The 20,986-nt window shown below is 71.0% G+C and carries 21 protein-coding genes and 1 pseudogene; 13 read left to right on the top strand and 9 right to left on the bottom strand.

Annotated elements, in window-relative coordinates:
- The first annotated feature begins 81 nt into the window (after positions 1-81).
- The 3 genes from ACIPSC_RS22535 to ACIPSC_RS22525 all read left to right on the top strand — a co-directional run bounded on the left by ACIPSC_RS22535 (position 82) and on the right by ACIPSC_RS22525 (position 2,010).
- Entirely contained in the window at positions 82-279 is a 198-nt protein-coding gene (locus ACIPSC_RS22535; RefSeq protein ID WP_400827809.1) for a hypothetical protein, read from the top strand.
- Between the two features lie 340 nt (positions 280-619).
- Positions 620-973 carry a hypothetical protein gene (locus tag ACIPSC_RS22530; protein WP_400827808.1) on the top strand — a complete coding sequence of 118 codons (354 nt, stop codon included), beginning with the start codon at positions 620-622 and terminating at the stop codon, positions 971-973.
- A 20-nt stretch (positions 974-993) separates the two neighbouring features.
- Positions 994-2,010 carry a radical SAM protein gene (locus ACIPSC_RS22525; RefSeq protein WP_400827807.1) on the top strand — a complete coding sequence of 339 codons (1,017 nt, stop codon included), beginning with the start codon at positions 994-996 and terminating at the stop codon, positions 2,008-2,010.
- A 348-nt stretch (positions 2,011-2,358) separates the two neighbouring features.
- Here ACIPSC_RS22525 and ACIPSC_RS22520 read toward each other — a convergent pair whose 3' ends face one another.
- Positions 2,359-3,534, bottom strand: coding sequence for an FAD-dependent monooxygenase (locus ACIPSC_RS22520; protein WP_400827806.1), 1,176 nt, complete (start codon positions 3,532-3,534; stop codon positions 2,359-2,361).
- On the opposite strand from ACIPSC_RS22520, the gene ACIPSC_RS22515 reads away from it, so the two are divergent.
- The gene (locus ACIPSC_RS22515; protein WP_400827804.1) at positions 3,500-4,174 is read left to right on the top strand and encodes a TetR/AcrR family transcriptional regulator; all 675 of its coding nucleotides are present in this window, start codon (positions 3,500-3,502) and stop codon (positions 4,172-4,174) included. The two genes, ACIPSC_RS22520 and ACIPSC_RS22515, sit on opposite strands and share 35 nt — an antisense overlap.
- Positions 4,175-4,371: 197 nt before the next feature.
- On the opposite strand, the gene ACIPSC_RS22510 is transcribed toward ACIPSC_RS22515, so the two are convergent.
- Entirely contained in the window at positions 4,372-5,229 is an 858-nt protein-coding gene (locus ACIPSC_RS22510; RefSeq protein WP_400827803.1) for an alpha/beta fold hydrolase, read from the bottom strand.
- A gap of 100 nt (positions 5,230-5,329) precedes the next feature.
- Here ACIPSC_RS22510 and ACIPSC_RS22505 point away from each other — a divergent pair, with 100 nt between their 5' ends.
- Complete coding sequence (locus ACIPSC_RS22505; RefSeq protein ID WP_400827801.1) at positions 5,330-5,740, top strand: winged helix-turn-helix transcriptional regulator; 411 nt, start codon at positions 5,330-5,332, stop codon at positions 5,738-5,740.
- A gap of 54 nt (positions 5,741-5,794) precedes the next feature.
- Here the strand turns inward: ACIPSC_RS22505 and ACIPSC_RS22500 are convergent.
- The 3 genes and pseudogenes from ACIPSC_RS22500 to ACIPSC_RS22490 all read right to left on the bottom strand — a co-directional run.
- A pseudogene (locus ACIPSC_RS22500) lies at positions 5,795-6,508 on the bottom strand (transketolase-like TK C-terminal-containing protein); the annotation flags it as partial.
- A 290-nt stretch (positions 6,509-6,798) separates the two neighbouring features.
- Positions 6,799-7,950 carry a DNA gyrase subunit B gene (locus ACIPSC_RS22495; RefSeq protein WP_400827800.1) on the bottom strand — a complete coding sequence of 384 codons (1,152 nt, stop codon included), beginning with the start codon at positions 7,948-7,950 and terminating at the stop codon, positions 6,799-6,801.
- Positions 7,951-8,739: 789 nt separating this feature from the next.
- Positions 8,740-9,648, bottom strand: a complete 909-nt coding sequence (locus tag ACIPSC_RS22490) for an alpha/beta hydrolase family protein (RefSeq protein ID WP_400827799.1) — start codon at positions 9,646-9,648, stop codon at positions 8,740-8,742.
- Between the two features lie 103 nt (positions 9,649-9,751).
- On the opposite strand from ACIPSC_RS22490, the gene ACIPSC_RS22485 reads away from it, so the two are divergent.
- Positions 9,752-10,321: a TetR/AcrR family transcriptional regulator gene (locus ACIPSC_RS22485; protein WP_400827798.1), complete on the top strand. Its 570-nt coding sequence runs from the start codon at positions 9,752-9,754 to the stop codon at positions 10,319-10,321.
- A gap of 158 nt (positions 10,322-10,479) precedes the next feature.
- Here ACIPSC_RS22485 and ACIPSC_RS22480 read toward each other — a convergent pair whose 3' ends face one another.
- Positions 10,480-12,438, bottom strand: a complete 1,959-nt coding sequence (locus tag ACIPSC_RS22480) for a glycoside hydrolase family 9 protein (RefSeq protein WP_400827797.1) — start codon at positions 12,436-12,438, stop codon at positions 10,480-10,482.
- 243 nt (positions 12,439-12,681) lie between these two features.
- On the opposite strand from ACIPSC_RS22480, the gene ACIPSC_RS22475 reads away from it, so the two are divergent.
- From ACIPSC_RS22475 to ACIPSC_RS22465, 3 genes are all read left to right on the top strand, one after another.
- Positions 12,682-13,356 carry a winged helix-turn-helix domain-containing protein gene (locus tag ACIPSC_RS22475; RefSeq protein WP_400827796.1) on the top strand — a complete coding sequence of 225 codons (675 nt, stop codon included), beginning with the start codon at positions 12,682-12,684 and terminating at the stop codon, positions 13,354-13,356.
- Entirely contained in the window at positions 13,356-14,606 is a 1,251-nt protein-coding gene (locus ACIPSC_RS22470) for a sensor histidine kinase (protein ID WP_400827794.1), read from the top strand. Before ACIPSC_RS22475 ends, ACIPSC_RS22470 begins: the two co-directional genes overlap by 1 nt.
- A gap of 199 nt (positions 14,607-14,805) precedes the next feature.
- Positions 14,806-14,964, top strand: coding sequence for a hypothetical protein (locus tag ACIPSC_RS22465; RefSeq protein ID WP_400827792.1), 159 nt, complete (start codon positions 14,806-14,808; stop codon positions 14,962-14,964).
- A 24-nt stretch (positions 14,965-14,988) separates the two neighbouring features.
- Here ACIPSC_RS22465 and ACIPSC_RS22460 read toward each other — a convergent pair whose 3' ends face one another.
- The 3 genes from ACIPSC_RS22460 to ACIPSC_RS22450 all read right to left on the bottom strand — a co-directional run bounded on the left by ACIPSC_RS22460 (position 14,989) and on the right by ACIPSC_RS22450 (position 17,142).
- Entirely contained in the window at positions 14,989-15,336 is a 348-nt protein-coding gene (locus ACIPSC_RS22460; protein ID WP_400827791.1) for a DoxX family protein, read from the bottom strand.
- Positions 15,337-15,523: 187 nt separating this feature from the next.
- Positions 15,524-16,180 carry a response regulator gene (locus ACIPSC_RS22455; RefSeq protein ID WP_400827790.1) on the bottom strand — a complete coding sequence of 219 codons (657 nt, stop codon included), beginning with the start codon at positions 16,178-16,180 and terminating at the stop codon, positions 15,524-15,526.
- Entirely contained in the window at positions 16,177-17,142 is a 966-nt protein-coding gene (locus ACIPSC_RS22450) for a sensor histidine kinase (protein WP_400827789.1), read from the bottom strand. Before ACIPSC_RS22450 ends, ACIPSC_RS22455 begins: the two co-directional genes overlap by 4 nt.
- A gap of 297 nt (positions 17,143-17,439) precedes the next feature.
- On the opposite strand from ACIPSC_RS22450, the gene ACIPSC_RS22445 reads away from it, so the two are divergent.
- The 4 genes from ACIPSC_RS22445 to ACIPSC_RS22430 all read left to right on the top strand — a co-directional run bounded on the left by ACIPSC_RS22445 (position 17,440) and on the right by ACIPSC_RS22430 (position 20,741).
- On the top strand, positions 17,440-17,970 hold the full coding sequence (locus ACIPSC_RS22445; RefSeq protein WP_400827788.1) for a DUF6326 family protein: 531 nt from the start codon (positions 17,440-17,442) through the stop codon (positions 17,968-17,970).
- A gap of 263 nt (positions 17,971-18,233) precedes the next feature.
- Complete coding sequence (locus tag ACIPSC_RS22440) at positions 18,234-18,587, top strand: hypothetical protein (protein WP_400827786.1); 354 nt, start codon at positions 18,234-18,236, stop codon at positions 18,585-18,587.
- A gap of 426 nt (positions 18,588-19,013) precedes the next feature.
- A complete protein-coding gene (locus ACIPSC_RS22435; protein WP_400827785.1) occupies positions 19,014-19,994 on the top strand; it encodes an alpha/beta fold hydrolase in 981 nt (326 codons plus the stop codon).
- Positions 19,995-20,393: 399 nt separating this feature from the next.
- Positions 20,394-20,741, top strand: coding sequence for a rodlet layer protein (locus tag ACIPSC_RS22430; protein ID WP_400827784.1), 348 nt, complete (start codon positions 20,394-20,396; stop codon positions 20,739-20,741).
- Positions 20,742-20,986: the final 245 nt, after the last annotated feature.

Here is a 20,986-nt window from a genome sequence, read left to right as displayed (position 1 = left end):
CAGTGTTGACGTCACCGCGGTAGCCCGTTGCTGGATCTCGCGGGTGAGTGCTGAGGCGTTGGTGCAGCCTTCCGTCCACCGGTGGTGCAGGTGGCGCCGGTAGTCGTCGATCACGCTGGGGCGGTGGGTCGCCGCGACGAGGAGTTGTTCGACGTCGGCGGCTCGGGCGAAGCGCAGGACGGTGCCGCGGCTGAGGCGGAGTGGGCGACGGAATACGACGCGTGCATGGGCGAGTGCAGCGACATCCACACCTCCTGCCCGGAGGCCCACCAGCCGTGAAAGGGGGTCGCACAGGTGGGCAGCCCGCGGCCTGCTCCGGGCTGGTCTGCCGACTCATCGCCGCCACGTTCACACCACCCATGCCCGGTCGTAGTGACGACGGTGCGTGGGGCCGGCCGGGGATGGCGAGTTGCTACGACGAGATCAGGGACGTCTCCAAGGAGGGCTGAGTCGTTCCCGACTGCGGGGCGTGTGAAGTCCGGCGGTCCGACTTCCCACGCCCTGCGGCTGTTCAGGACATGTGGCATCCGATTTCACCCGCATGGTGGCTTGTCCGGCCCATTGGAGCGCATACAGACTTCCTTCCGAACCTTCCCTTCCCCCGCACCGGAGGACAGCGATGACCGACCCCAAGCGCGGATCCGAGGCTCTCATGGAAGCCTGGCGCAACGCCGGCCAGCCAATCAGCGACGAGTTCGTCTCCGGCCTCGCCGACATCACCTCCGAGCTCGCCCTGGAGCGGATCCTCATCCGCGGCATCCCCCGCCCCGACGTCCTGCAGGCCACGTTCCGGGCCGACAGCAACAACCACGGCGCACAGATCGGTTCGGTTGTCCAGCAGTTGGTCGACCTGGCCCACCGCACGGAGGTCGCTGACCACACCTCTCTCACCTGGCAGACCCGCGGGCTTCCGCCGGTCATCGACAGCCAGGTCATCGAGGTGTCCGTCGGAGTCGCCAACCGCGCCCGCTGATCCCCCGACCGGGCACCTCGATGACCCTCCCCGGCCGGGCCGTCCTGCAGGTCCACCCCACCCGGCGCTGCAACCTTCGGTGCCTGCACTGCTACTCCTCCTCCGGGCCGGACGTCGCGGAGGTCACCGCGCTGCCCGTCCTGCAACGGGCGGTGGCCGACGCCGCAGCCCTGGGGTACGACGTGCTCGGGGTGTCCGGCGGTGAACCGACGCTCTACCGGCCGCTGGACGGCCTGCTGCGTACGGCCCGCTCGCACGGCATGCGGACCACTGTCACCAGCAACGGCATGCTGCTCACCGACCGTCGGCTGTCCGAACTGGCGGGCTTGGTCGACGTGTTGGCCATCTCGCTGGACGGCGTTCCGGACAGTCACGTGCGGATGCGCCAGGATCCCCGGAGTTTCGCGGCCATGGAGCGCAGGCTCCCGCTCGTCCGGGCCTCAGGAATCCCCTTCGGCTTCATCTTCACCCTGACCCAGTTCAACATCCACGAGCTGGCCTGGGTGGCCGACTTTGCCGTCGCCGCGGGGGCTGCTCTGCTGCAGATCCACCCGCTCGAGGCCGAGGGCAACGCGGTGGGAGCCCTGCCCGACGCGGTGCCCGACGTCACCGAGATGCTCTTCTCGGTGCTGGAGGCAGCGCGCCTGCGGACATCGACGGACCTCGTCATCCAACTCGACCTGGTCGAACGTGGGAACCTCGTCTCCCAGGCCGACCGCTTTCTCCTCGGCGACAGCGGTGACGCGGGCGACGATCAGGGGGGCGGACCGGTCGAGCGGCTCAGCTCCTGGCTGTCACCGCTCGTGGTCGAGACGGACGGAACGGTCGTGCCCTTCGCCTACGGGTTCGCCCGCCGGTTCGCCCTCGGCAACCTTCACGAGGCACCGCTGTCCGCCCAGGCCGGCACCTGGGACCCGGCCCCGTTCCGCGGCCTGTGCCGGAGGGTGCACACCGACCTGTCGGGCGAGCACGGACCCGCCTTCGTGAACTGGTACGACGAGGTCACGCGCGCCTCGCGAACGAGCCTCGCCGGTTGAGCGGACAGGCCTGAGGCCCGGTGCAACCACCGAAGGCCACCAGCCTGTCCGCTCACACCTGGTTCTCCAGGTCCGCCGTCAGCTCGTGAAGCCGCTGGCCGTGATGATCCGCAGCTGGACCTGCTGGCTCGGCCGGAACTCCTGAAAGCCCCGATGAAGGCCTTGACCTGGCACGGCAAGCGGGACGTGCGCGTCGAGACGGCGCCCGACCCCGTCATCACCGACCTTGCGCCCGAGGCCTGCCCGCCCACGACGCCCTCGCCACCACGCTCGGCGCCGCCGATGCCGCCGAACTCATCGCTCCCGTCGCCGACATGCGTTCGCACCCACGGCCATCTCTCCTGGTTGCTACGGCCGTCGGGGCCGGGAGTAGTCCGGCAGAGAGGCGGTGTTCCTCGCCTGCAGGCGGCGGTCCAGTCCGCCCATCGCGTTCATGAGCGGGAGGCGGGCGAAGACATCGCGAACGAACCGGCCACCGACGGTCCTGGGGATCATGAGGCGGACGTTGGGCCCGATCCGCTGCTTCCGGTCGACCAGCGGGCGATGGGCGGTGTGGTAGCGGGGCAGCGCGGCCCGGTGGTTGCCGTCCGCGGCAGCCAGCTCCCCCGCCAGGCGGTAGGCACCGACCAGGGCCAGTTCTGCGCCTGCGCCCGATGCGGGCGACGCGCACCAGGCGGCGTCCCCGACCAGTGCGACGCGGCCGTTGTGCCAGGAATCCATCCTGACCTGGCCCAGGGCGTCGAAGTAGAACTCCGGGTCGGCGAGGGCAGAGTCGACAAGTTCCCGGATCCGCCATGACCTGTCACCGGCGAACTGCTCGCTGATCAGGCGTTTGTGCTCCGCGACATCCCGGTGGTCGTATTTCAGCGGCGCGGAACGGAACATGAAATAGGCCTTGGCCTGGGCATGATTCCCGGACCGGTAGATTCCGGTCATGCGGCCCGGAGTGTTGAACATCGTCACCCAGCCGTCCTCACCGAGGGAGGCGTCGGCGTCCGCGAAGGCGAAGTAGTGGTCCTTGAACCGGACGAAGCGTTCCTCCGGCCCGAAGGCGAGCCGACGGACGGTGGAATGCATCCCGTCGGCGCCGACGACCAGGTGGAAGCGGCGGGCGGACGCCCGTTCGAAGGTGACGAGCACGCCGTCGTCGTCCTGCTCCAGGCGCCGGATGGAGTCGTTGAACAGGTACTCGGTGTCGGTCACCTCGTCCAGCAGCGCGACGAGATCGCCTCGCATGATCTCCACGGAGGCCGGGTCGCGCGTGTCGACCCGGGCGACGGCCCGGTCCGAGGAGTCGACGAACTTCATTCCCCGGACATCGGTGGCCAGCTCACGGACCCGGGACATGATCCCCATCCGCTCGGCGACTTCGACAGCCTGGGCGCGCACGTCCACCCCATTGCCGCCGGCCCGCAGCGCCGGAGCCCGCTCGACCACCGTGGTCCGGAAGCCGTGCCGGGTCAGCCAGTGCGCCAGGGCCAGACCGGCGATGCCTCCCCCGGAGATCAGGATCCGCTCGTTCATCGGCAGCTGCTCTCCCGCTAGACTAAGTGGAACAGGCATTCCAGTAGAGTATGTGGAAGGCGCGTTTCACTTGTCAATGTCCTCCGGAACCCCGCGCCGGGCCGACGCCCTGCGCAATCGCCGGCTCGCCCTCGACGCGACAACCGCGCTGCTGGCCGAGCCAGGCACACCTCTCACCGTCGAGAACATCGCCAGGAGGGCGGGCTTGGGAGCAGCCACTGTCGTGCGCACGTTCGGCGGCAAGGATGCCCTCCTCGACGCAGCGGTCTCCGGTCTGCTCGCCCCGGTCGTGCAACGAGCCCGCGACCTGCTCGCCGAGACGGAGTCCGGACAGGCCCTGCGCCTGTTCATCCCCGAGCTGATCGCCTTCCAGGCCGCGCACCACGCCGCCAGCGACCAGCTGGGGGGCCTGAACGTGCCCACTACCACCGCCCTGCGTGGTGACCTCGCCCGCGTGATGGAGGAGATGGTCGAAGAAGCCCAGCGGGGCGGCGCAATCCGCACCGACATCGCTCCCTCTGTCGCGACCAACCTGATCGGCCGAACCGCCCTCGCGATCGCCCGCACTCAGCCCCCGTCCCAGCAACTCATCGACGCCTACCTCGCCGTCCTGCTGCAAGGCCTCCGTCCCCCCACCTGACGAAGCCGTCCGTCCAGCCGCGAGGAGAGAGGCGCACGGCGCGAGGACCATTTGCCCGCCGGCGTCCGCTCGAGACGGCCTGCCACCACCACTGGATCACCACGGCCTACCTCGGCAGCCGCCCGCCGGGCACGACTGCCCGGCTGCGTGCAGCTGGGCCGAACGCCGGAACCGCCGACCGCGATGCCCCGCCCCGGTCACTTCGGCAGGTCGGCGGAGAGGAAGGGAGCAAGGAGCGCGAACAAGGCGTCGGGGCGGTCGAGGGGAATGATGTGGCCGCAGTCCTGGAGATGGTGTCCGACCAGGTCGTCGGCGATGGGACGGAGTTGGCGTTCGAGCCCGGTGCCGACGGGGTGAGAGCCGACGGCCATGGTGGGCATGGTGAGCCGAGCCGTCGCGACGGCGTCCTGGATCTGCTGCGCGCTGGTGGGCAGGGCCCGGTAGTAGGAGAACGCGCAGCGCAGGGCCTCGCTCCCGGTGTACGCGCGGACGAAGGCCGCACGGATGTCGTCGGGTACTCCCCGCCCGAGCGTCCCCGAGTCGAGGAACCAGTCGATGTACGGGGCCTCGTTGCCGGCCAGGACGGTCTCGGCAAGGCCGGGTACGGTGTGGAAGCCGAACCACCACGGGGGGTTGCCCGCGACGACGTGTTCTGCTCCGGGCAGGCGGCCGAGCAGTGCCTCCATCACGACCAGGCGCCGGACGAGGCCGGGCCGGCGCAGCGCGAGCAGGACGGCGGGGGCGGTGCCTGCGTCGATACCGACCACCGCTGCTGAGGGCTCGCCGAGTGCGTCGAGCAGCCCTTCGGCGTCGGCGGCGAGGGTGCCTGCGTCGTAACCCTCGGCGGCGTGTTCACTGGCACCGAAGCCTCGCAGGTCCGGGGCGATGACCCGGTACTGCCCGGCCAGTCGGCCCATGATGCCGCTCCAGAGTTGCCAGGTGTGCGGAAATCCGTGCAGCAGGAGAACCGCAGGTCCGTCCCCGGCGATTGCGACGTTGAGTTCGACACCGTTCGTCGTGATGCGGCGCAGGCGGTGTGCGGTGGTGACAGGCATGACGGTTCCTCCGGTTGATTACTATTGGTGACCACTGAACGATAGGTAGCTGCCCGAGCGCTTCCTAGACGGCACTTTCAGGGAAGGTGGTGAGCCACAGGTGACCACCCAAGGAGCCCGGGCCGCCGGTCGCGGGGTACGCGGCGATCTGTTCGATTCCCAGTGCCCGACGCGGCAGTTACTGGACCGCATCGGCACGAGGTGGACGTCCATGGCCGTCAAGACGCTCGCCGATGCCGCACCGGACGAGGTGCGCTTCGCGGAGCTGAGACGCCGGATGCCCGGCGTCTCGCAGAAGATGCTGTCCGTGACGTTGCGAAGCCTGACCCGGGACGGGCTGGTGTCGCGCCGCGTCGAACCGACCGTGCCGCCGCGGGTCTTCTACCGACTCACCGGGCTCGGGCTGTCCCTGGAGTCCGCGCTTGCAGGGCTGCGGACCTGGGCCGAGGAGCACATGGCCGAGATCGACCGCGCCAACGAAGCCGCCGACCAGGCCTTCGATGAGGGATAGGCGAGCCGGTTCCGCGCTCAGTACCGGTGGTTCGGGCTCTCGATGCAGCCGGCGTCACCGCGCGCCCACCAGCCGGTCCCCTCGCGGCTCGTCACCGCCGCTCCCGCCGGCCGGCGGTCCGGGACGCCGGCCCCCGGCGGCGACGGGCCGCCCGGGCCGGGCCGCGGGTCAGCCGGCCGCTGCGGCGAGGCTCTCCCGGGCGGCCCCGGCCACGGCCTCGGCGGTGAGGCCGAACTCCCGGTACAGGCGCTCGCAGTCGGCGGAGGCGCCGAAGTGGTCGAGGCTGACGATCCGGCCGTACTGTCCGACCAGCTCGCGCCAGCCGAGCGCCACGCCCGCCTCCACGCTCACCCGTGCCCTTACGGCGGGCGGGAGGACCTCGTCGCGGTACTCCCGGGGCTGGGCGGCGAACCACTCCAGGCACGGCAGCGACACCACCCGGCTCGTCACGCCCTCGCCGGCCGGCAGGTCCTGGGCCGCCAACGCGAGATGGACCTCCGAGCCGGTGGCGAGGAGCAGCACCCGCGGCGCGGTGCCGTCGGCCGGGTCGCGCAGCACGTAGCCGCCGCGGGCGGCGCCGTCCGCCGGCGCGTACCCCGCCGCGCCGCGGTCGAGGACGGGCACCTTCTGCCGGGTGAGGACGAGTCCGGTCGGCCGGTCGTGCTGCTCCAGCAACGCCCGCCAGCAGGCGGCCGTCTCGTTGGCGTCGCAGGGGCGTGCCACGTCGAGGCCGGGAATCGCGCGCAGCGCCGCGTGTCGGGGGGTGTCACGGATGTCCTCCCAGAGGGCCGGTCGGGGTCGGTGAGGTCGCCGGGAACGCCTCGGGGGCCGCCCGGCCCTCAGCGCCTACCCGGTGTCCGGGTCTTCGGCCGCGCCTGGCCGTTGCCCGTTGCGCACACCCGGCGCAAGGGTCCGGTCATGCGAAAGGGCCCCCAGATCCCGAGGGCCCTTCCCGGCGAGCAGGGGGTTCGATGCAGGGAGGACCGTCTGTGCCCACCAAAGAGCCCAGGCCGGGGGCCATCCCCGACCTGGGCTTCGGCGTCTCTGGTGTGCTGCCGTCAGTGGCGGGTGGTCATCGAGGTCCGGGCGAGGACGGCAGCCGCCTGCGCCGGGTCGGCGTGGAGCCAGGCGGCCAGGTGCTCGCGGACGGCCTCGGCGACGCAGGCACGGACGGGCCCGTTGCCCAGTCGGTCGCGGGTGGCCCCCTCGAACACGGGGTGATCGAGTTTCACCGACACGACCGCCGTCAGGCCCGCGCCGATTTGGGTGGGGGTGAAGTCGGGGTCGGACGGGGTGAGCAGCTGTTGCTCCCGGGCGTAGGCGTTGACCGCGGCGGCCAGGCCGTCGCGGAAGCCGATTTCGTGTGTGCCGCCGCCGGTGGTCGGCCGGCTGTTGGCGTAGCTTGCGACTCGCTCCTCGTGGGAGGCGCACCAGCGGAGGGCCACCTCGATGGTTCCCTCCATTTCGGGGTACGCGCGTTCGAAGCCGATCACGTCCGGGTGGAGGGGGGTGCTCTGCTCGGCGATGTGGTCCCTCGGTCCGTTCGGGAAGCGGAAGCGGACGGCGCGGGGCGCCGCGGGGTCGCGGTCATCGGTCAGGGTGATGTCCAACTCTCGGTTCAGGAAAGCCAGTTCCCTGAGGCGATCGGCCAGCGTGTCGAACGAGAACTCCAGCGTCTGGAAGATTTCGGCATCCGGCCGGAAGGTGATCGCGGTCCCGCTGCCGCCGGCTGGTCCGGTGTGGGTGGGCGGCGCGACGGCGACGCCTCGCTCGTACTCCAGGACCCAGCGGGCACCGTCGCGTCGCACCTCGGCTGTCAGACGCTCCGACAGCGCGTTGACGACGGCCAGTCCCACGCCGAAGTAGCCGCCGATCAGGAAGCGGCCGTTGGCGCGCTGTGGCCCGCAGCAGAGCACGGTCAATCGGGTCTCCAGCGCAGGGCCGTCGCTGTGGCCGGCGTGCTCAACCGGGAGGCCTGCGCCGTCGTCGCCGATGCGGACACCGCCGTCGGCGGTGAGGGTGATCTCGACACGGCGGGCGGTGCCGCCGAGGATCTCGTCCAGCACCAGCTCGGCGGCTTCGAACACCAGGACGTGAAGGCCGCGTTCACCGACCGATCCGATGTACATGCCTGGCCGCTTCCGAACGGCCTCCAGGCCCTCCAGAACCACGATCGTGCTGGCGTCGTACGCCTTGGCTTCCTCGCTCATGATGCCCCCTCCGAGGGTGTTCGGCAAAGCTCCCCCAGCCTAGGAGATTTCCGGGAAAACACCAGGTCAGAGCCAGTTTGGCGAGGCCGTAGACGGGCTCCTGAGGGGCAATCGGGAGCGCCCGGCCGCGGAGGGTGCGCACTGCGACCGCACTGCCGCCGCGGCCCCCTGGGGGCCGCCTGCGGCACCATTTCGGGCGGCTGCGGGGCCACGAATTTCAAGAATTCTTCGCGTCGGCCCGGTGCGGTCGTGGATGACGAGTGAACCCTCCGACTCGGCGGCCATCTGGGCGCGGAGCCGGGGGATTTGGCCGATCAGACCACGTTTGAGCACGGGTTGGCGCGTGAGAGGGGTCGTGGGTCTGATCGTGTGGCGGGTCGCCCTCGGGTGAGCCGGCGAACCATGCTGCCGATCACCGCCCAGCAGAGACTGACGGCTGAGGCGTACCGGGTCGTGCGCGGCGACCGACAGGCCGGGTCCTACCGCTACCAGGCCACTCAGGAATCCCTGTTCGCTGCCACGAACTGACGCACCTCTCAGCACGGAGGGCCGGACCTGCGGGTCCGGCCCTCCGGCACTGACGAGGATCTGCGAAAACGGCTCTCATCGCGTTTCCGTGAAGACCGGGGCTGGTCGCGATCATTCCGTCTCCTGTTGGACGGCCGGACCGAGGTGTGGGCGGAGGCGAGGGAGTGGCTCCGAGCACCGCCGCCCCCTCGCCGGTCAGACCAGGGATTCGCCTGCTCGACCGTTCGGCGCCGGGCAGCCTCCCGGGCTGTCGGGCTGGGCTCACTTGCCGGCGATGCTCCACGTACCGTCGTCGCCCTCGGCGGTGCTGGCGAGAGCGGTCCACTCGGCGTCGTCGAGGCCGAGGGCCGCGCGGAGGTAGGCGGAGATGGCATCTGCGAGGAGGACGACGCGGGCGGGGTCCTCGTCGGTGGTCTCGGCGACCCTTTCGCCGGCGATGCCGCCCATGGTGTGCTCGGCCTCGGCGATGGTGAGCAGGCTCTTGGGGGCCGGGCTGAGGTGATAGGCGTCGGTGAACCACTCCGGCCCCCGGGTGGAGAGCTGCGACTGGTCCTTGCCGCCTGCGACGACCAGGGCCGGGGTGACCATGGTGGAGAAGTCCGGCTTCATGAACGGGAGGTTCTCGGCGGCGAACGGGGTGAGGGTCTCGCCGGTTCCGGTCGCGGCGATCAGCGCGCCGGCCGACACCGCGGGGTGGGAGAAGCCCTCGCCGGGAACGCTGTCGGCGTCGAGTACGCGGGCGCCGAGGATGGCGCCCGCGGTCTGGGCGCCCCAGGAGTGGCCGACCACGGCGATGCGCTCACGGTCGACGCGGGCCTCCAGGCCGGCCTGGGCGAGGATGTCGCCAAGGTTGTCGAGGACCGCGTGGAGATCGGCTATCCGCACGCGCCAGATGGTGGCGAAGCGCGGGTCGTCCCAGCCGATGGCGTTGCGGCGGGAGTCCAGGTGGGTGGGCTGCACCACGACGAATCCGGCGGCGGCCCACCGGTCGACGAGGGGCTCGTACCCGTCCATGGACCATGCGTTGCCGTGGGAGAAGACGATCACGGGCAGATGCCGGCCCGACCGGGGGGCGGTGACCTTCACCTGCAGGTCGATGCCGCGGTCGGGAGCGGGAACGGGGATGGGCTTGACCGAGACGATCTGGTGACCGAGGGGGCGGGAAGGCATGGGAGACCTGTGCTTTCTCTGCGGAGCGGCTCTGCCATACTTTGGCGGAGCGACGTTCCGCCAACTTAGCGGAACATTGTTCCGCGAGTAAAGGGAGCCATCCGTGCCGGAGTCGATCGGGGTGCGCCAAGCACAGGCGCAACGCACCCGCAGTGGCGTACTGGAGGCTGCTGCGGCGGTCTTCGTCGAGCAGGGCGTCCAGGCGCCCGTCCGTGACATCGCCGAACGCGCCGGCGTCGGTGTCGGCACGGTCTACCGGAACTTCCCGACCCGCGCAGACCTCGTCACCGCCGTCTATCGGCACCAGATCGACGCCTGCGCCGCTCTCTCGCCCCGGCTCCTTGAGGAGTCCGAGGCGCCGTTCACCGCGCTGGCCCTGTGGACGGACGCTTTCGTGGACTTCCTCGTGACCAAGCACGGCCTCGGCGCGGCGCTGGGGTCCGGAGATCCGGGGCTGGAGAACCTCCACGCCCTCATGCTCGACACCCTGGTCCCTGCCTGCGCGACGCTGCTGGACGCCTGCGCCGCCGACGACGAACTTCGCTCCGGTGTCACCGCCTACACGCTCATGCGCGCCATCGGAAACCTCTGCATCACCGGCCCCGACTACGATCAGGCCGACGCCAAACGCATGGTCGCCCTCCTCCTCACCGGATGTCGCAACGCGGCATGACAACAGGCCCGGCGCCCGTGCCGCACGCACCCGCCGGTCGCCGTCCACTGTGGTGCACCTGGTGCCCCTACAGCGCCACCCGATCAACGGTCGGAGATCGCCCGGTGGGGCTGGGCGGACCACACCCTGCCGAGGTGGACGTCGCGGCGCACCACCGTTCATGGCTTGCTGTTGGTGCCCTGGGGTGCGGCGGCGAGGGTGAAGGCGAGCAGGGCGGTGGCGGTGAAGTCGTCGGCGGATTCGACGGTCTGCCAGGCGCCGACGTGGTCCATGAAGCCGCTGCCGCGGCCGTCGAAGACGGCGAAGGGGTTTCCCTGGTTGGCGGGGCACGCGCGCATGGCGGGGAAGGAGTTGAGGTCCTTGAGCTTGTCTGCCGCGTTGGGGCCGTTGACGACACCGCCGAGGAGGATGTCGCCGTCCCCGTTGAGGTCGCCGGCGAGGTTGGCGGCCTGGTGCTCGGGGCAGTGCGGGAAGGTGGTTCCGGCACCGATGACGAAGGAGGACCCCCACGCGTTGGCGCCCAGGGCCCAGTTGCGCTGCTGGGTGGCGAACGCGGCGTAGCGGGAGTCTCCGGTGGCCCGGTGGTAGAGCTGGGCGGTGGCGGCGAGGCCGAAGGTGTGGGGTACCGAGTCGAAGTCGGTGTAGACGGCGCCGGCCCGGAAGGGGTCGCGGGCGGCGCGGGCACTGCCGTCGTCGAGCTGGCGCTTGAGGTCGGCGGCGAGCTGCTCGCGTGTGACTTCGGTGCGGGCGGCGCCCTCGTCGAGCAGGTGGGCGAGGTCGGCGTGGGCGAGTGCGCTGACGTCGCCGAGGCCGAGGGTGCCGAGGCTGTCCGAGGTGATGTACTGCTTGGCCCAGTGTCCGGCCTGCCCGGTCCAGTCGGCTGCGCGCCTGTCGTCCAGGGCTCGGGCGGCGAGGGCGAGCTCGGCGGCGCCGAATTCCATGTCGTCCTGCCAGGACGCCTCGGGGTAGAAGCCGTGCGGGAAGGCGGTGACCAGCTGGTCGCCGGGGTCGGTGTTCGCGAGGGCGTAGATGTGTGCAGCCTTCTCGAGTTCCTCGTGTGCCCGCTCGGGGTCCTCGGCGGCGTCGAGCTGGGCGGCCAGGGCGAAGGCGGCGGCGACACGCCCGGCGAGGTTCGGGCTGATCGGCTTGCCGGGCGGTGCCGCGCGGAAGACCGGCCGATGCTTGATCAGGTAGTCGGGGTCACCGGGCTTCACGTCGAGGGCGTCGTCGGCTTCCGGCAGGCGCCACACGTCGTGGTCGGAGCGGATCTTGCCGCTACCGTCCGCGGTGTCGCCCTTGCCGAGCCCGACCTGGACGTAGAGGGTGCGCGACTTGTCGTCCCACATCTTGTCGAGCCAGTCCAGCCCGTGACGTGCCTCGGCGGCCAGCTCCTTCCCGCCGACGGGTGTGGTGCGGTGCGCGAGCAGGAGGCTCGCGGTGGAGTAGGAGGCGGTGTGGGTGAACTTGAGGAAGTCACCGGCGTCGTTCCAGCCGCCCGAGACGTCGATCGGGCCTGCGACACGCTTGAGGGGCGCGGTCAGCACCGTCTCGTCCTCCGCGTAGGCGGGGGTGTCATAGACCGTGGCCTGGCGGTCCGCCAGATGGGACGGCTTGCGCTGCAGTTCCGCGGGGATGACGTCGGCGCCGTCGCGCTGGGCCTGGAAGAAGCGGACGTTGTCCTGGATGAGCGTGCCGAAAAGATCGGCCGCCGCCGCGATGCGGAACGTCGGGGACACCGCCTTGACGGGCCCGGACACCTCGACCCGGTAGTCACCGGGCTCGGTCAGAGCGGACAGGTCCAGGGTGTGGACCGCCTTGTACCTGCTGTTCCAGCCGCCGGTGGACGAGCCGACCTTGCCCTTGAGGATCTCCTTCCCGGAGGCGTCGAGGACCCGGAAGGACGCCTTGGACGCGGAGACCGAGGTCATCAGGTAGGCCTGCTTGGCCTCACCGGGCGTGTAGCCGACCTGGTCGACGCGCACCACCGCCCGCGGACCACCCGCAGCCGGCGAGTCCGCGCCCTGCGCGGACTGGACACAGTAGACGGCGACAACGGTGGCTGCCAGGCCGGCAGCAGTCATGCCGATGACGCGCTTACGCATACGAATCTTTGCCATGCCCACAGACTGCCGGTCGGTCCATGAGGCGATCATGAGGAAGCCGCGGCACCCGATGTTGCCTGCGGATCCCCATCCACCGCAGCCCGTCCCGGCGCCGGCGGATACGGCTCGGCAGCCCCGGGAGCGGACGCCGGTGAGCGGGCTCCCGCTGTTCGAGCGATGCCCGACGGACGGGCATATCCCCTCAATAGCGACCACCCCGGCGTTCGTGCGGTTTTCGACCCAGTAGGCTCGCCCGCCATGCGTGTACTTGTCCTCGAGGACGACCCCGAACTCGGCCCCGTGATCACCCGCAGTCTGCGTGAGGCAGGCTTCGCCGTCGACTTCGCCACCGACCTCGCCGACGCCGACTTCAAACTCGCCGTCAACACCTACGACTGCCTGGTCGCCGACCGCAGCCTGCCCGACGGGGACGCCCTCACTCTCCTGGCCGCCCAGCGCAAGGCCGGTTCCACCCTGCCGGTCCTGCTGCTCACCGCCCTCGACGCGGTCAGCGACCGCGTGGCCGGATTCGAGCACGGCGCCGACGACTACCTCGTCAAGCCCTTCGCCTTCGCCGAACTCAACGCCCGCGTCCGCACCTTGTGCCGCCGCGCCCAGCCCGCACGGCTGCCGGAACTGCGCGTCGGCAACCTGGAACTCGACCTGCCCCGCCGCAGGGTCCGGCGCGACGGCGTACTGCTCACTCTCACCGCGAAGGAGTTCGCGGTCCTGGAGGTCCTGATGCTGCGCGCCGGAGAGGTGGTCACCCGCACCGACCTCATCGAACGCTGCTGGGACGAGCAGACCGAACCGCTCTCCAACGTCGTCGACGTCCTCATAGGCCAGCTGCGCCGCAAACTGGGCCCGCCCGATCTCATCTCGACCGTGCGCGGCGTCGGCTACCGGCTCGCCGACCCCGCCACGCACCTGTGATGCGGTCCAGTCCCGCCGTCGCTCGCCTGCACCGCGTCCGGTGGGCGACGACCCTGCTCTTCGCCGCGACGACCGCCCTGTGTCTGCTGGTCCTCTCCGTCCTGGCCGTACGCACCGACGACCGGTCCCGCACGAACGATCTCGACAACGGCGTCAGCCGGCGGGCCGACGGCCTCGCCCGCACCCTCTACTACGACGCCGGCGTCCTGCACCTCGACGCTCTGGCGGAGGACGACCTGGCCCTGAGCGCGGAACGGCTCGCCGTCATCCAGGCACCTGTGACCGGCCGACCCCAGATCGGTCACGCGCCCACCGAGCGGGCCGCTCTTCCCGACCAGGCCGGGCTGGACGAGATCTGGAATCAGGTCGAGCACGACCAGGAGACCGTCTTCGTCTCCCTGGAGGCCGGCGGCCGGGAGATCCAGTGGGCCGCCGCCCCCGTCTGGGACGGCGACCGGATCGGCGCCGCCGTGCTGGTCGGAGCCGACCCCGCCGAGAGCCAGGCCGCCCACGACCGCCTCGTACGCCGGCTCGCCGTGGGCTGCTCGGCCCTGGTGCTGGCCGCCGCGGCCATCGGACACCTCCTGTCCGGACGGGCCATGCGACCCGCGCTGCGCGGACTCGACCAGCAGGAACAGTTCCTCGCCGAGGCCGCGCACGAACTGCGCACCCCGCTGGCCACCCTGCGCCTGGTGGTCGAAAGCGGCGCCGTCTCACCCGCCCGGGCGCCCGCCGCCCTCGACGAGGCAGTCCGCCTCGTCGACCGCCTGGGCCGGCTGGTCACCGGGCTGCTGGCCCGGGCCCGCGTCGAGGCCGGCACCCAGGAGATCGAGCTCACCCTGCTGCGGCTCGACCAGCTGGTCGAGCAGACCGTCGAGGAGCTGCCGGACAGCACCCGCGTCTCCGTCACCGCCGAGGCCGTCGTCGTCAACGGCGACCCGGAACTGCTCGCCCAGGCCGTCCGCAATCTCGTGGAGAACGCGCTGCGGCACGGCGGCGGAACCCCCGTCGACGTGAGCGTCACCGCCGGCCGCATCGCCGTCCGGGACCACGGGCCCGGCGTGCCGGCAAAGGACCGGGAACGGGTCTTTGAACGCCGCGTCACCGGGACCACGAGCACCGGCACCGGCACCGGCCTCGCCATCGTCCGCTGGGTCGCCGAACTCCACGGCGGAACCGCGCAACTCTCCGCCGCCCCCGGCGTCGGCCTGCTCGCGGAACTCCTCCTGCCCCCACACACCACCGGCTGACACGGCCCGGCAAACCGTGAACAGCAGCGGAGCCCGCGGCCCGCGGTGGCGCCGATCGGTCGGCCCGGCCGACGACCGGCAAAAGGTGGAGATCGGCCGTCGAAGTCGAGGACGTCCAGGGCCGCACGGCCGTCCAGTACCGCCCACCCGGGGCGGCCACCTGGCGGGGGCACGTGCGCCGGATCGAACCGCTCGAAGGATGCCCCCGGCCGCCCACTACGCCTGCACCTACCTCACCGACTGGACCACCGTGAAGACCCGCTGGTCCCTCACCGCCGACCCGCGCGAGACGACCGCCCTCACCCGTCTGGCCGCCATCTGCCCCGACGAGCCCATCACCGTCGAAGTCGCCCGCTGACCACCCGACCTACCGGGACCCCGGTCAGGCCGCGAGGCCCAGACCCAGGGTGACCGCGACCGGGACGAGGTAGAGGAGCGGGAAGGGCACGGTCTTGTACGAGCGGGCCCGCACGTTGGTGAGGACGGCGCCGAGGAAGTAGAGGATCAGGCCGACCGCGGCGGCGACGCCGATGGCGGGGATCGCGAAGCCGACCAGCAGGCCGGCGGCGCCGGCGAGCTTGGCGAGGGCGAGCGGGGTCCACCACGAGCGGGGAACGCCGTACTCGACGAGCGGCTGGGTGACGAACTCGGCGCGGCGGGCCAGCGAGAAACCGGAGAAGCCGACCCACAGGGCGCTGACGACGGCGAGGACGACGTGGGCGACAGACATGACGGAACCCCGAATTCAGGAGAGGAGGAAGTGAAGGAGGGACAGGGCGGACCGGCTGCGGCCCGCTGTGCTGCACCTGCTCGAACACTCCACTGACCCGCCGCCCGGACCGGATGTGACAGCCCCGCCGAAGAACTTCTTCGCCCGGCTACCGAACCCCACGTGCCTACGCTGCGATCTGTACCCGCTAATCGGCTCTCACGCGTCTGGTGTCGTGTGCCCACACCGCGATCTCGACGCGGTTGCGTGCGCCGAGCTTGGTCATCAACGATGCGACGTGGGACTTGACCGTGCTCAGGCCGACGAAGAGCTCGGTGGCGATCTCGGCGTTGGTCCGGCCCCGTGCCACCAGCGCGAGCACCTCCTCCTCGCGCTCGGTGAGCGGGTCGGTCGGCTGGACCGGTACCACCGGCGCCTGGTCGGCGAAGGTCGCCAGCAGCCGGCGGGTGACGTTGGGGGCGATCAGCGCGTCCCCGTTGGCCGCCGCGTGGATGGCCTGCACGAGGAGCTCCGGCCCGGCGTCTTTGAGCAGGAAGCCGCGGGCGCCGGCGCGTAGGGCGCCGAGGACGTACTCATCGAGGTCGAAGGTGGTGATCACGACGACCGCCATCGGGTCCGGCACGTCTGGCCCGGCCAGGCGCCGCGTCACCTCGACGCCGTCGAGCCCGGGCATCCGGATGTCGACGAGGAGGACATCGGGACGCAGCCGGGTCGCCAGGTCGAGCGCTGCGAGCCCGTCTGCCGCCTCCCCCACGACCTCGAGGTCGGGTTGCGCGCCGAGGATCATCACCAGCCCGGTCCGGACCAAGTCCTGGTCGTCGGCCACGACAACACGGATGCTCACGCCAGCGCCTCCACCGGCAGCACGGCCTCGACCACCCAGCCACCCTCGGGCCCCGGCCCCGCGGAGAGCGATCCGCCGAGGAGCTGGGCGCGTTCGGCCATGCCCAGCAGGCCGAACCCAGGCCCCGGGGCCGGCGCCGGCTCGGTCTGTCCATCGTCGCTGACCCGCAGCCTGACGGCGTCGCCCTCCCGGCGGACGTCGATCGCGACGCGGGTCGCGCTCCGGGCGTGCCGTACGGCGTTGGTCAGCGACTCCTGCGCGAGCCGGTAGAGCGCGGCGTCCACGGGTCGCGCCAGCCGGGTCAACGAACCGTCCAGCGAGACCTCGACGGTGGGCGTCGCGTCGGCGCGCGCCAGAGCAGGCAGGTCCGCAACACCCGGCTGCGGTGAGTAGGCGACGGCTTCCTCCTCACGCAGCACCCGCACCATCGATCTCATCTCCGCCAGGGTTCGCGACGCTTCACACTCGATCGCGGCCAGGACCTCGGCAGCCTTCTCAGGCTGGATGCCGGCGACCACGCCACCGGCCTGTGCCTGCACCGCGATGGCCGAGACGTGGTGGGCCACGGTGTCGTGCAGCTCTCGCGCCAGCGCCACCCGCTCCCGATTGCGGATCTCGCGCTGTTGGCGATGCCAGAGGTCAGCGCGGTAGCGGAACACCGCCGCGAGGGCGACGACCAACAGCAAGAGGACGCTCCCGCCGAAAACGTCGGCCCGGCCCGCGGAGGAGGCGTGCATCCCCAGTGCGACGACGACTGTCACGAACGCCGTCCCCAGGACGATCTCCCGTCCCGAGCCCCACCGCACCAGGGAGTAGAGCAGGATCAGGACGGCCATCATGGAGTAGAGGTCGAGGTCCCCGGCGTGCGCAGTCAGCTGGAGGACCGAGAGCAGCCCGGCGACGCCCCACCCGACCAGGGCGGCCATCAGGGGGCGGCCCCGCCGCCAGAGCAGGGCAGGCATCAGCGCCAGGGCAAGCCCCGTCACAAGGGGTCGCCAGGCCAGGCCCGGCCGAACGATGCCCTCGACCAAGGCGGCGGCCGTGAACACACCCACCAGCAGCCAGTCGAGCCGACCGAGGGGTGGGGCGTCAGCAGGCCGCGGCTCATGCCAGATGGAGCGCCGGAAAGTGAACACGGCTCCAGCCTAGGGATCGGCGCGCCTCGGCGTACCCGCCGAAAGAACGAGAGACAGACCATTCCATCGGCCAGGCGAACCCCAGCCCCCGGGCCGAGGCGCCCGCCGCCGGGCTCAGCGATCGTGGACCTACCGATCCTCACCACAACACCGGAGCCGATGATGGGAACACCTCAACCCGCCACCGCCACACTGGAAGACCAGCGGATCCCGGTGAGAGCCAAGCTCGCCGCAACGTGGACAAGCTTCATGTTCCTCTACGCCTACGTGGACATTCTCAACTTCTTCTCGCCCGGCGTCGTCGAAGACATCCTCGACGGCAAGGTCTTCAAGTTCGACCTCTCCCAGACCTTTTCGACCACGGCGCTGACACTCGTGGCCATCCCGATCCTGATGGTCGTGCTGTCGATGACGCTGCCCGCCCGGGCGAACCGCATCACGAACCTCATCGTGGCCTCGCTCTACGTCCCCGTCACGGCATTCAACGTGGTGGGCGCGTCCTGGCTGTATTTCTACGGCCTCGGCGTCGTACTGGAATTGATCCTTCTCGCCCTCATCGTGCGGTACGCCTGGACCTGGCCCCGCACCGCACCGTCGGCGACCATGGCGACCAGCCCGGACCATGGAGCCGTTCGCGACCAGGCACAAGCGTGAGCCAACAACAGTCCCCGTCCTGTTCGAAGCCACCTGCCGGTAGGGGCCTTCCACGGCGGCACCGGCCGCCGGTGCAGAAAGCGTTCCGCGAAATCGCCCGCCACCGCCACGCGACGGCCATGGCACGCAGCGCGCCGTCGGCCGGCACTCGTTGCCGACACGGTTCGGCGAGCCGGGCGCCGCATGTACTCGAGTACCTTCTCCGACGGGCCTGAGTATCCGTCCGCTGCCGAATCCCGGGACGGCCCGGAAGCATGGCCGACATGAGCGAATCGATGCGTACCGTCAGCCGCCCGGCCAGGCCGGTGCGCGGGAAGTGGTGGACGGCCCCGATGATCTCCAGCCTGGTGAACGGGGCTCTCCTACTGCCGGTCACCGGTCTGCGAGGACTCGCCGAGATGGCGACCGACCCGTGCAACGGACCGCACTCCTGCCCCGCCACCTACGCGCAGTTGGACTTCGCGGACTACTCGCTGATCACGGTCGTGGTGCTGCTCGTTCTGCAGTGGCCCGCCGCCTACCTGATGCCCAAGGCACGGGTGGCGATCTCGTTCGCCCCGACGGCGGCGCTGGCTGTGGTCCTGCTCACGATCTTCAGCATCAAGCCCGGGGCCTAGCGAGTTCCTCCAACAGCCGGACCCGGGTGCCCCGTTCCGGAGGACCCGGCCGGCTGCGGGCGTGGCTGACCGGCGACGCTTCGTCCCGCGGCTGACAGCTCCTGGCCGTCCTCGGCCGGCCGATGCGGGCGACGGCCCGGCCGGCTGCTCGGGCGGGGAGAGACTGGTACCGGTCCCGCTCGCACGGGCTCCGGAACGGTTCGTCCACCGCGCCGACGCCGACCAGGTCCCGGGGCTCTGTCCCCTGCAGACCCGTCACTCCGTGAAGCCGGCAGCAGGGGGTCGGATGCTCACGGTCGGCTTTGCCGGAACGGCAAACCGGCTCGCCGTTTCGGCGGAATCTCCCACAAGATCGGTACGGTGCTCGTGGATCGGCGAGACGAAGCCGCTCCCGACGCGCACCCGATCGACAGCCCGGGAGGACGCATGCCACAGCACGACGTAGCGCTCACACACCGACTGATCAACTCGCCGGGGCACCGGATCCATCTGGTGGAGCAGGGCACCGGGCCGCTGGTGCTGCTGGTCCACGGCTTCCCGGAGTCCTGGTACTCCTGGCGCCACCAACTCCCGGCTCTCGCCGCGGCGGGATACCGCGCGGTCGCCCTCGACGTGCGCGGCTACGGCCGCTCCTCCAAACCCGCGGTCCCGGCCGCCTACCGCATGCTCGACCTGGTCGAGGACAGCGTCGCCGTGGTGCGCGCCCTCGGCGAGGAATCAGCGGTGGTCGTCGGCCACGACTGGGGCGCGACGATCGCCGCCAACTGCGCTCTGCTCCACCCGCAGGTGTTCCGCGCAGTGGGGCTGCTCAGCGTCCCCTACACTCCGCGAGGCGGGCCGCGGCCCAGCGAGATCTTCGCCCAGCTGGGCGGGGACGAGGAGTTCTACGTCTCCTACTTCCAACAGCCCGGCCGAGCCGAGGCCGAGATCGAACCCGATGTCCGCGGCTGGCTCGCGGGCTTCTACACCGCCCTGTCGGCCGACACCATGCCCGCACCCGACGCTCCCGACCCGCACTTCGTCGCGAGGGGCGGAACGATGCGCGAGCGCTTCCCGTCCGGTCCGCTGCCCGCGTGGCTCAGTGAGAGCGAACTCGACTTCTACGCCGGAGAGTTCGAACGGACCGGCATGACCGGGGCGCTGAACCGCTACCGGAACATGGACCGGGACTGGGAGGACCTCGCCGCCTTCGACGGCGCCCCCGTCACCCAGCCCTCCCTGTTCATCGGCGGCACCCAGGACGCCTCCACCACGTGGCTGGCCGACGCGATCAACGCCTTCCCCACCACACTGCCCGGGCTGATCTCCTCCCACCTCCTCGACGGCTGCGGCCACTGGATCCAACAGGAACGCCCCGCCGAGCTCAACCAGCTCCTGACCGAATGGCTTGCCACACTGCCCTTCTGACGCACTCGCCGACCCACCCGGCTCAGTACTGCCAGCCCCTCACGAACCGCCGGGCGGGCGGCTTGCCCTCGGGGGCTCCTTCGAAGCCCGGCCAACCATCCTGAGAAGGTCAGCGCCACTGGTGGGAGGACGGCCGGTCGTCGCCGGGAGCAGCAGCGGCCCGCCTCCCGCGTCGAGTGCCCGTGCCGTGACACGCCTCGGCGCCCCGGGGCGGGCTCAGCCGTGCGGGTGTCGGTGACGGCCGGTTCTGCCGGAGGTCGTAACTTTCCGGCCCACCGTTCTTTGGTCCGGACAACAGTGATTGCAACCGGTTCGGGGCGTGCACCACCTTCAGCCGGCGCCTGTTCGACCGCCACCGGGTCGGCCGTGCTTCGAATTCGTCTTGAGAGGAATGCGAAAATGTTCAAGAACTCCCTCGCCGCCGCCGGCCTGGCCGCCGCTGTCATCGCGATGTCCGCCGGGTCCGCCTTCGCCATCGCCGACTCGGACGGCGCCGCGGCCTCCGTGCAGGGCAACGGCGGCACCAACCAGACCGGCACCCACGGGGACCACAGCCCCAACTTCCACACCCTCGACAACCCGAACGTCTGCCTGCCGGAGGTCCACAACCTCGGGGTCGGCGCCGTCATCGGGGTGGCCGTCCCGATCGAGGTCCCGGTCCTGAACAAGACCCCGAAGCAGATCTGCAACGTCGGCCACAACACCCAGTCCTCCGGCGACGGCGGCATCTCCCACCTGATCGGCTGACCCCGCAGCATTCCGACCGAGACCCCGGTGACGCGTCCCGGGCGCCAGAACCACGTCGGACCAGACCCGCCCGCCGCCGACGGCGCCCCGTCGGCGGCGGGACCGACACCCGCACAACCGCCACCGGGCGACGCGGCGGCCGTGCAACTCCCGGCGGCACCACGACGATCCAGGAGAACCACCGGAAACACCGCCGCGCACTTCGGCAGCGAAGCCCAGAAGAACCGCCTCACCGACTGGCTCCG

The sequence above is a fragment of the Kitasatospora sp. NPDC090091 genome, from assembly GCF_044747365.1.
In the GTDB taxonomy this organism is placed as follows: domain Bacteria; phylum Actinomycetota; class Actinomycetes; order Streptomycetales; family Streptomycetaceae; genus Kitasatospora.
The sequence above is the reverse complement of the archived record's forward strand: the minus strand, read 5'-3'. Positions and strand labels throughout refer to the sequence as shown.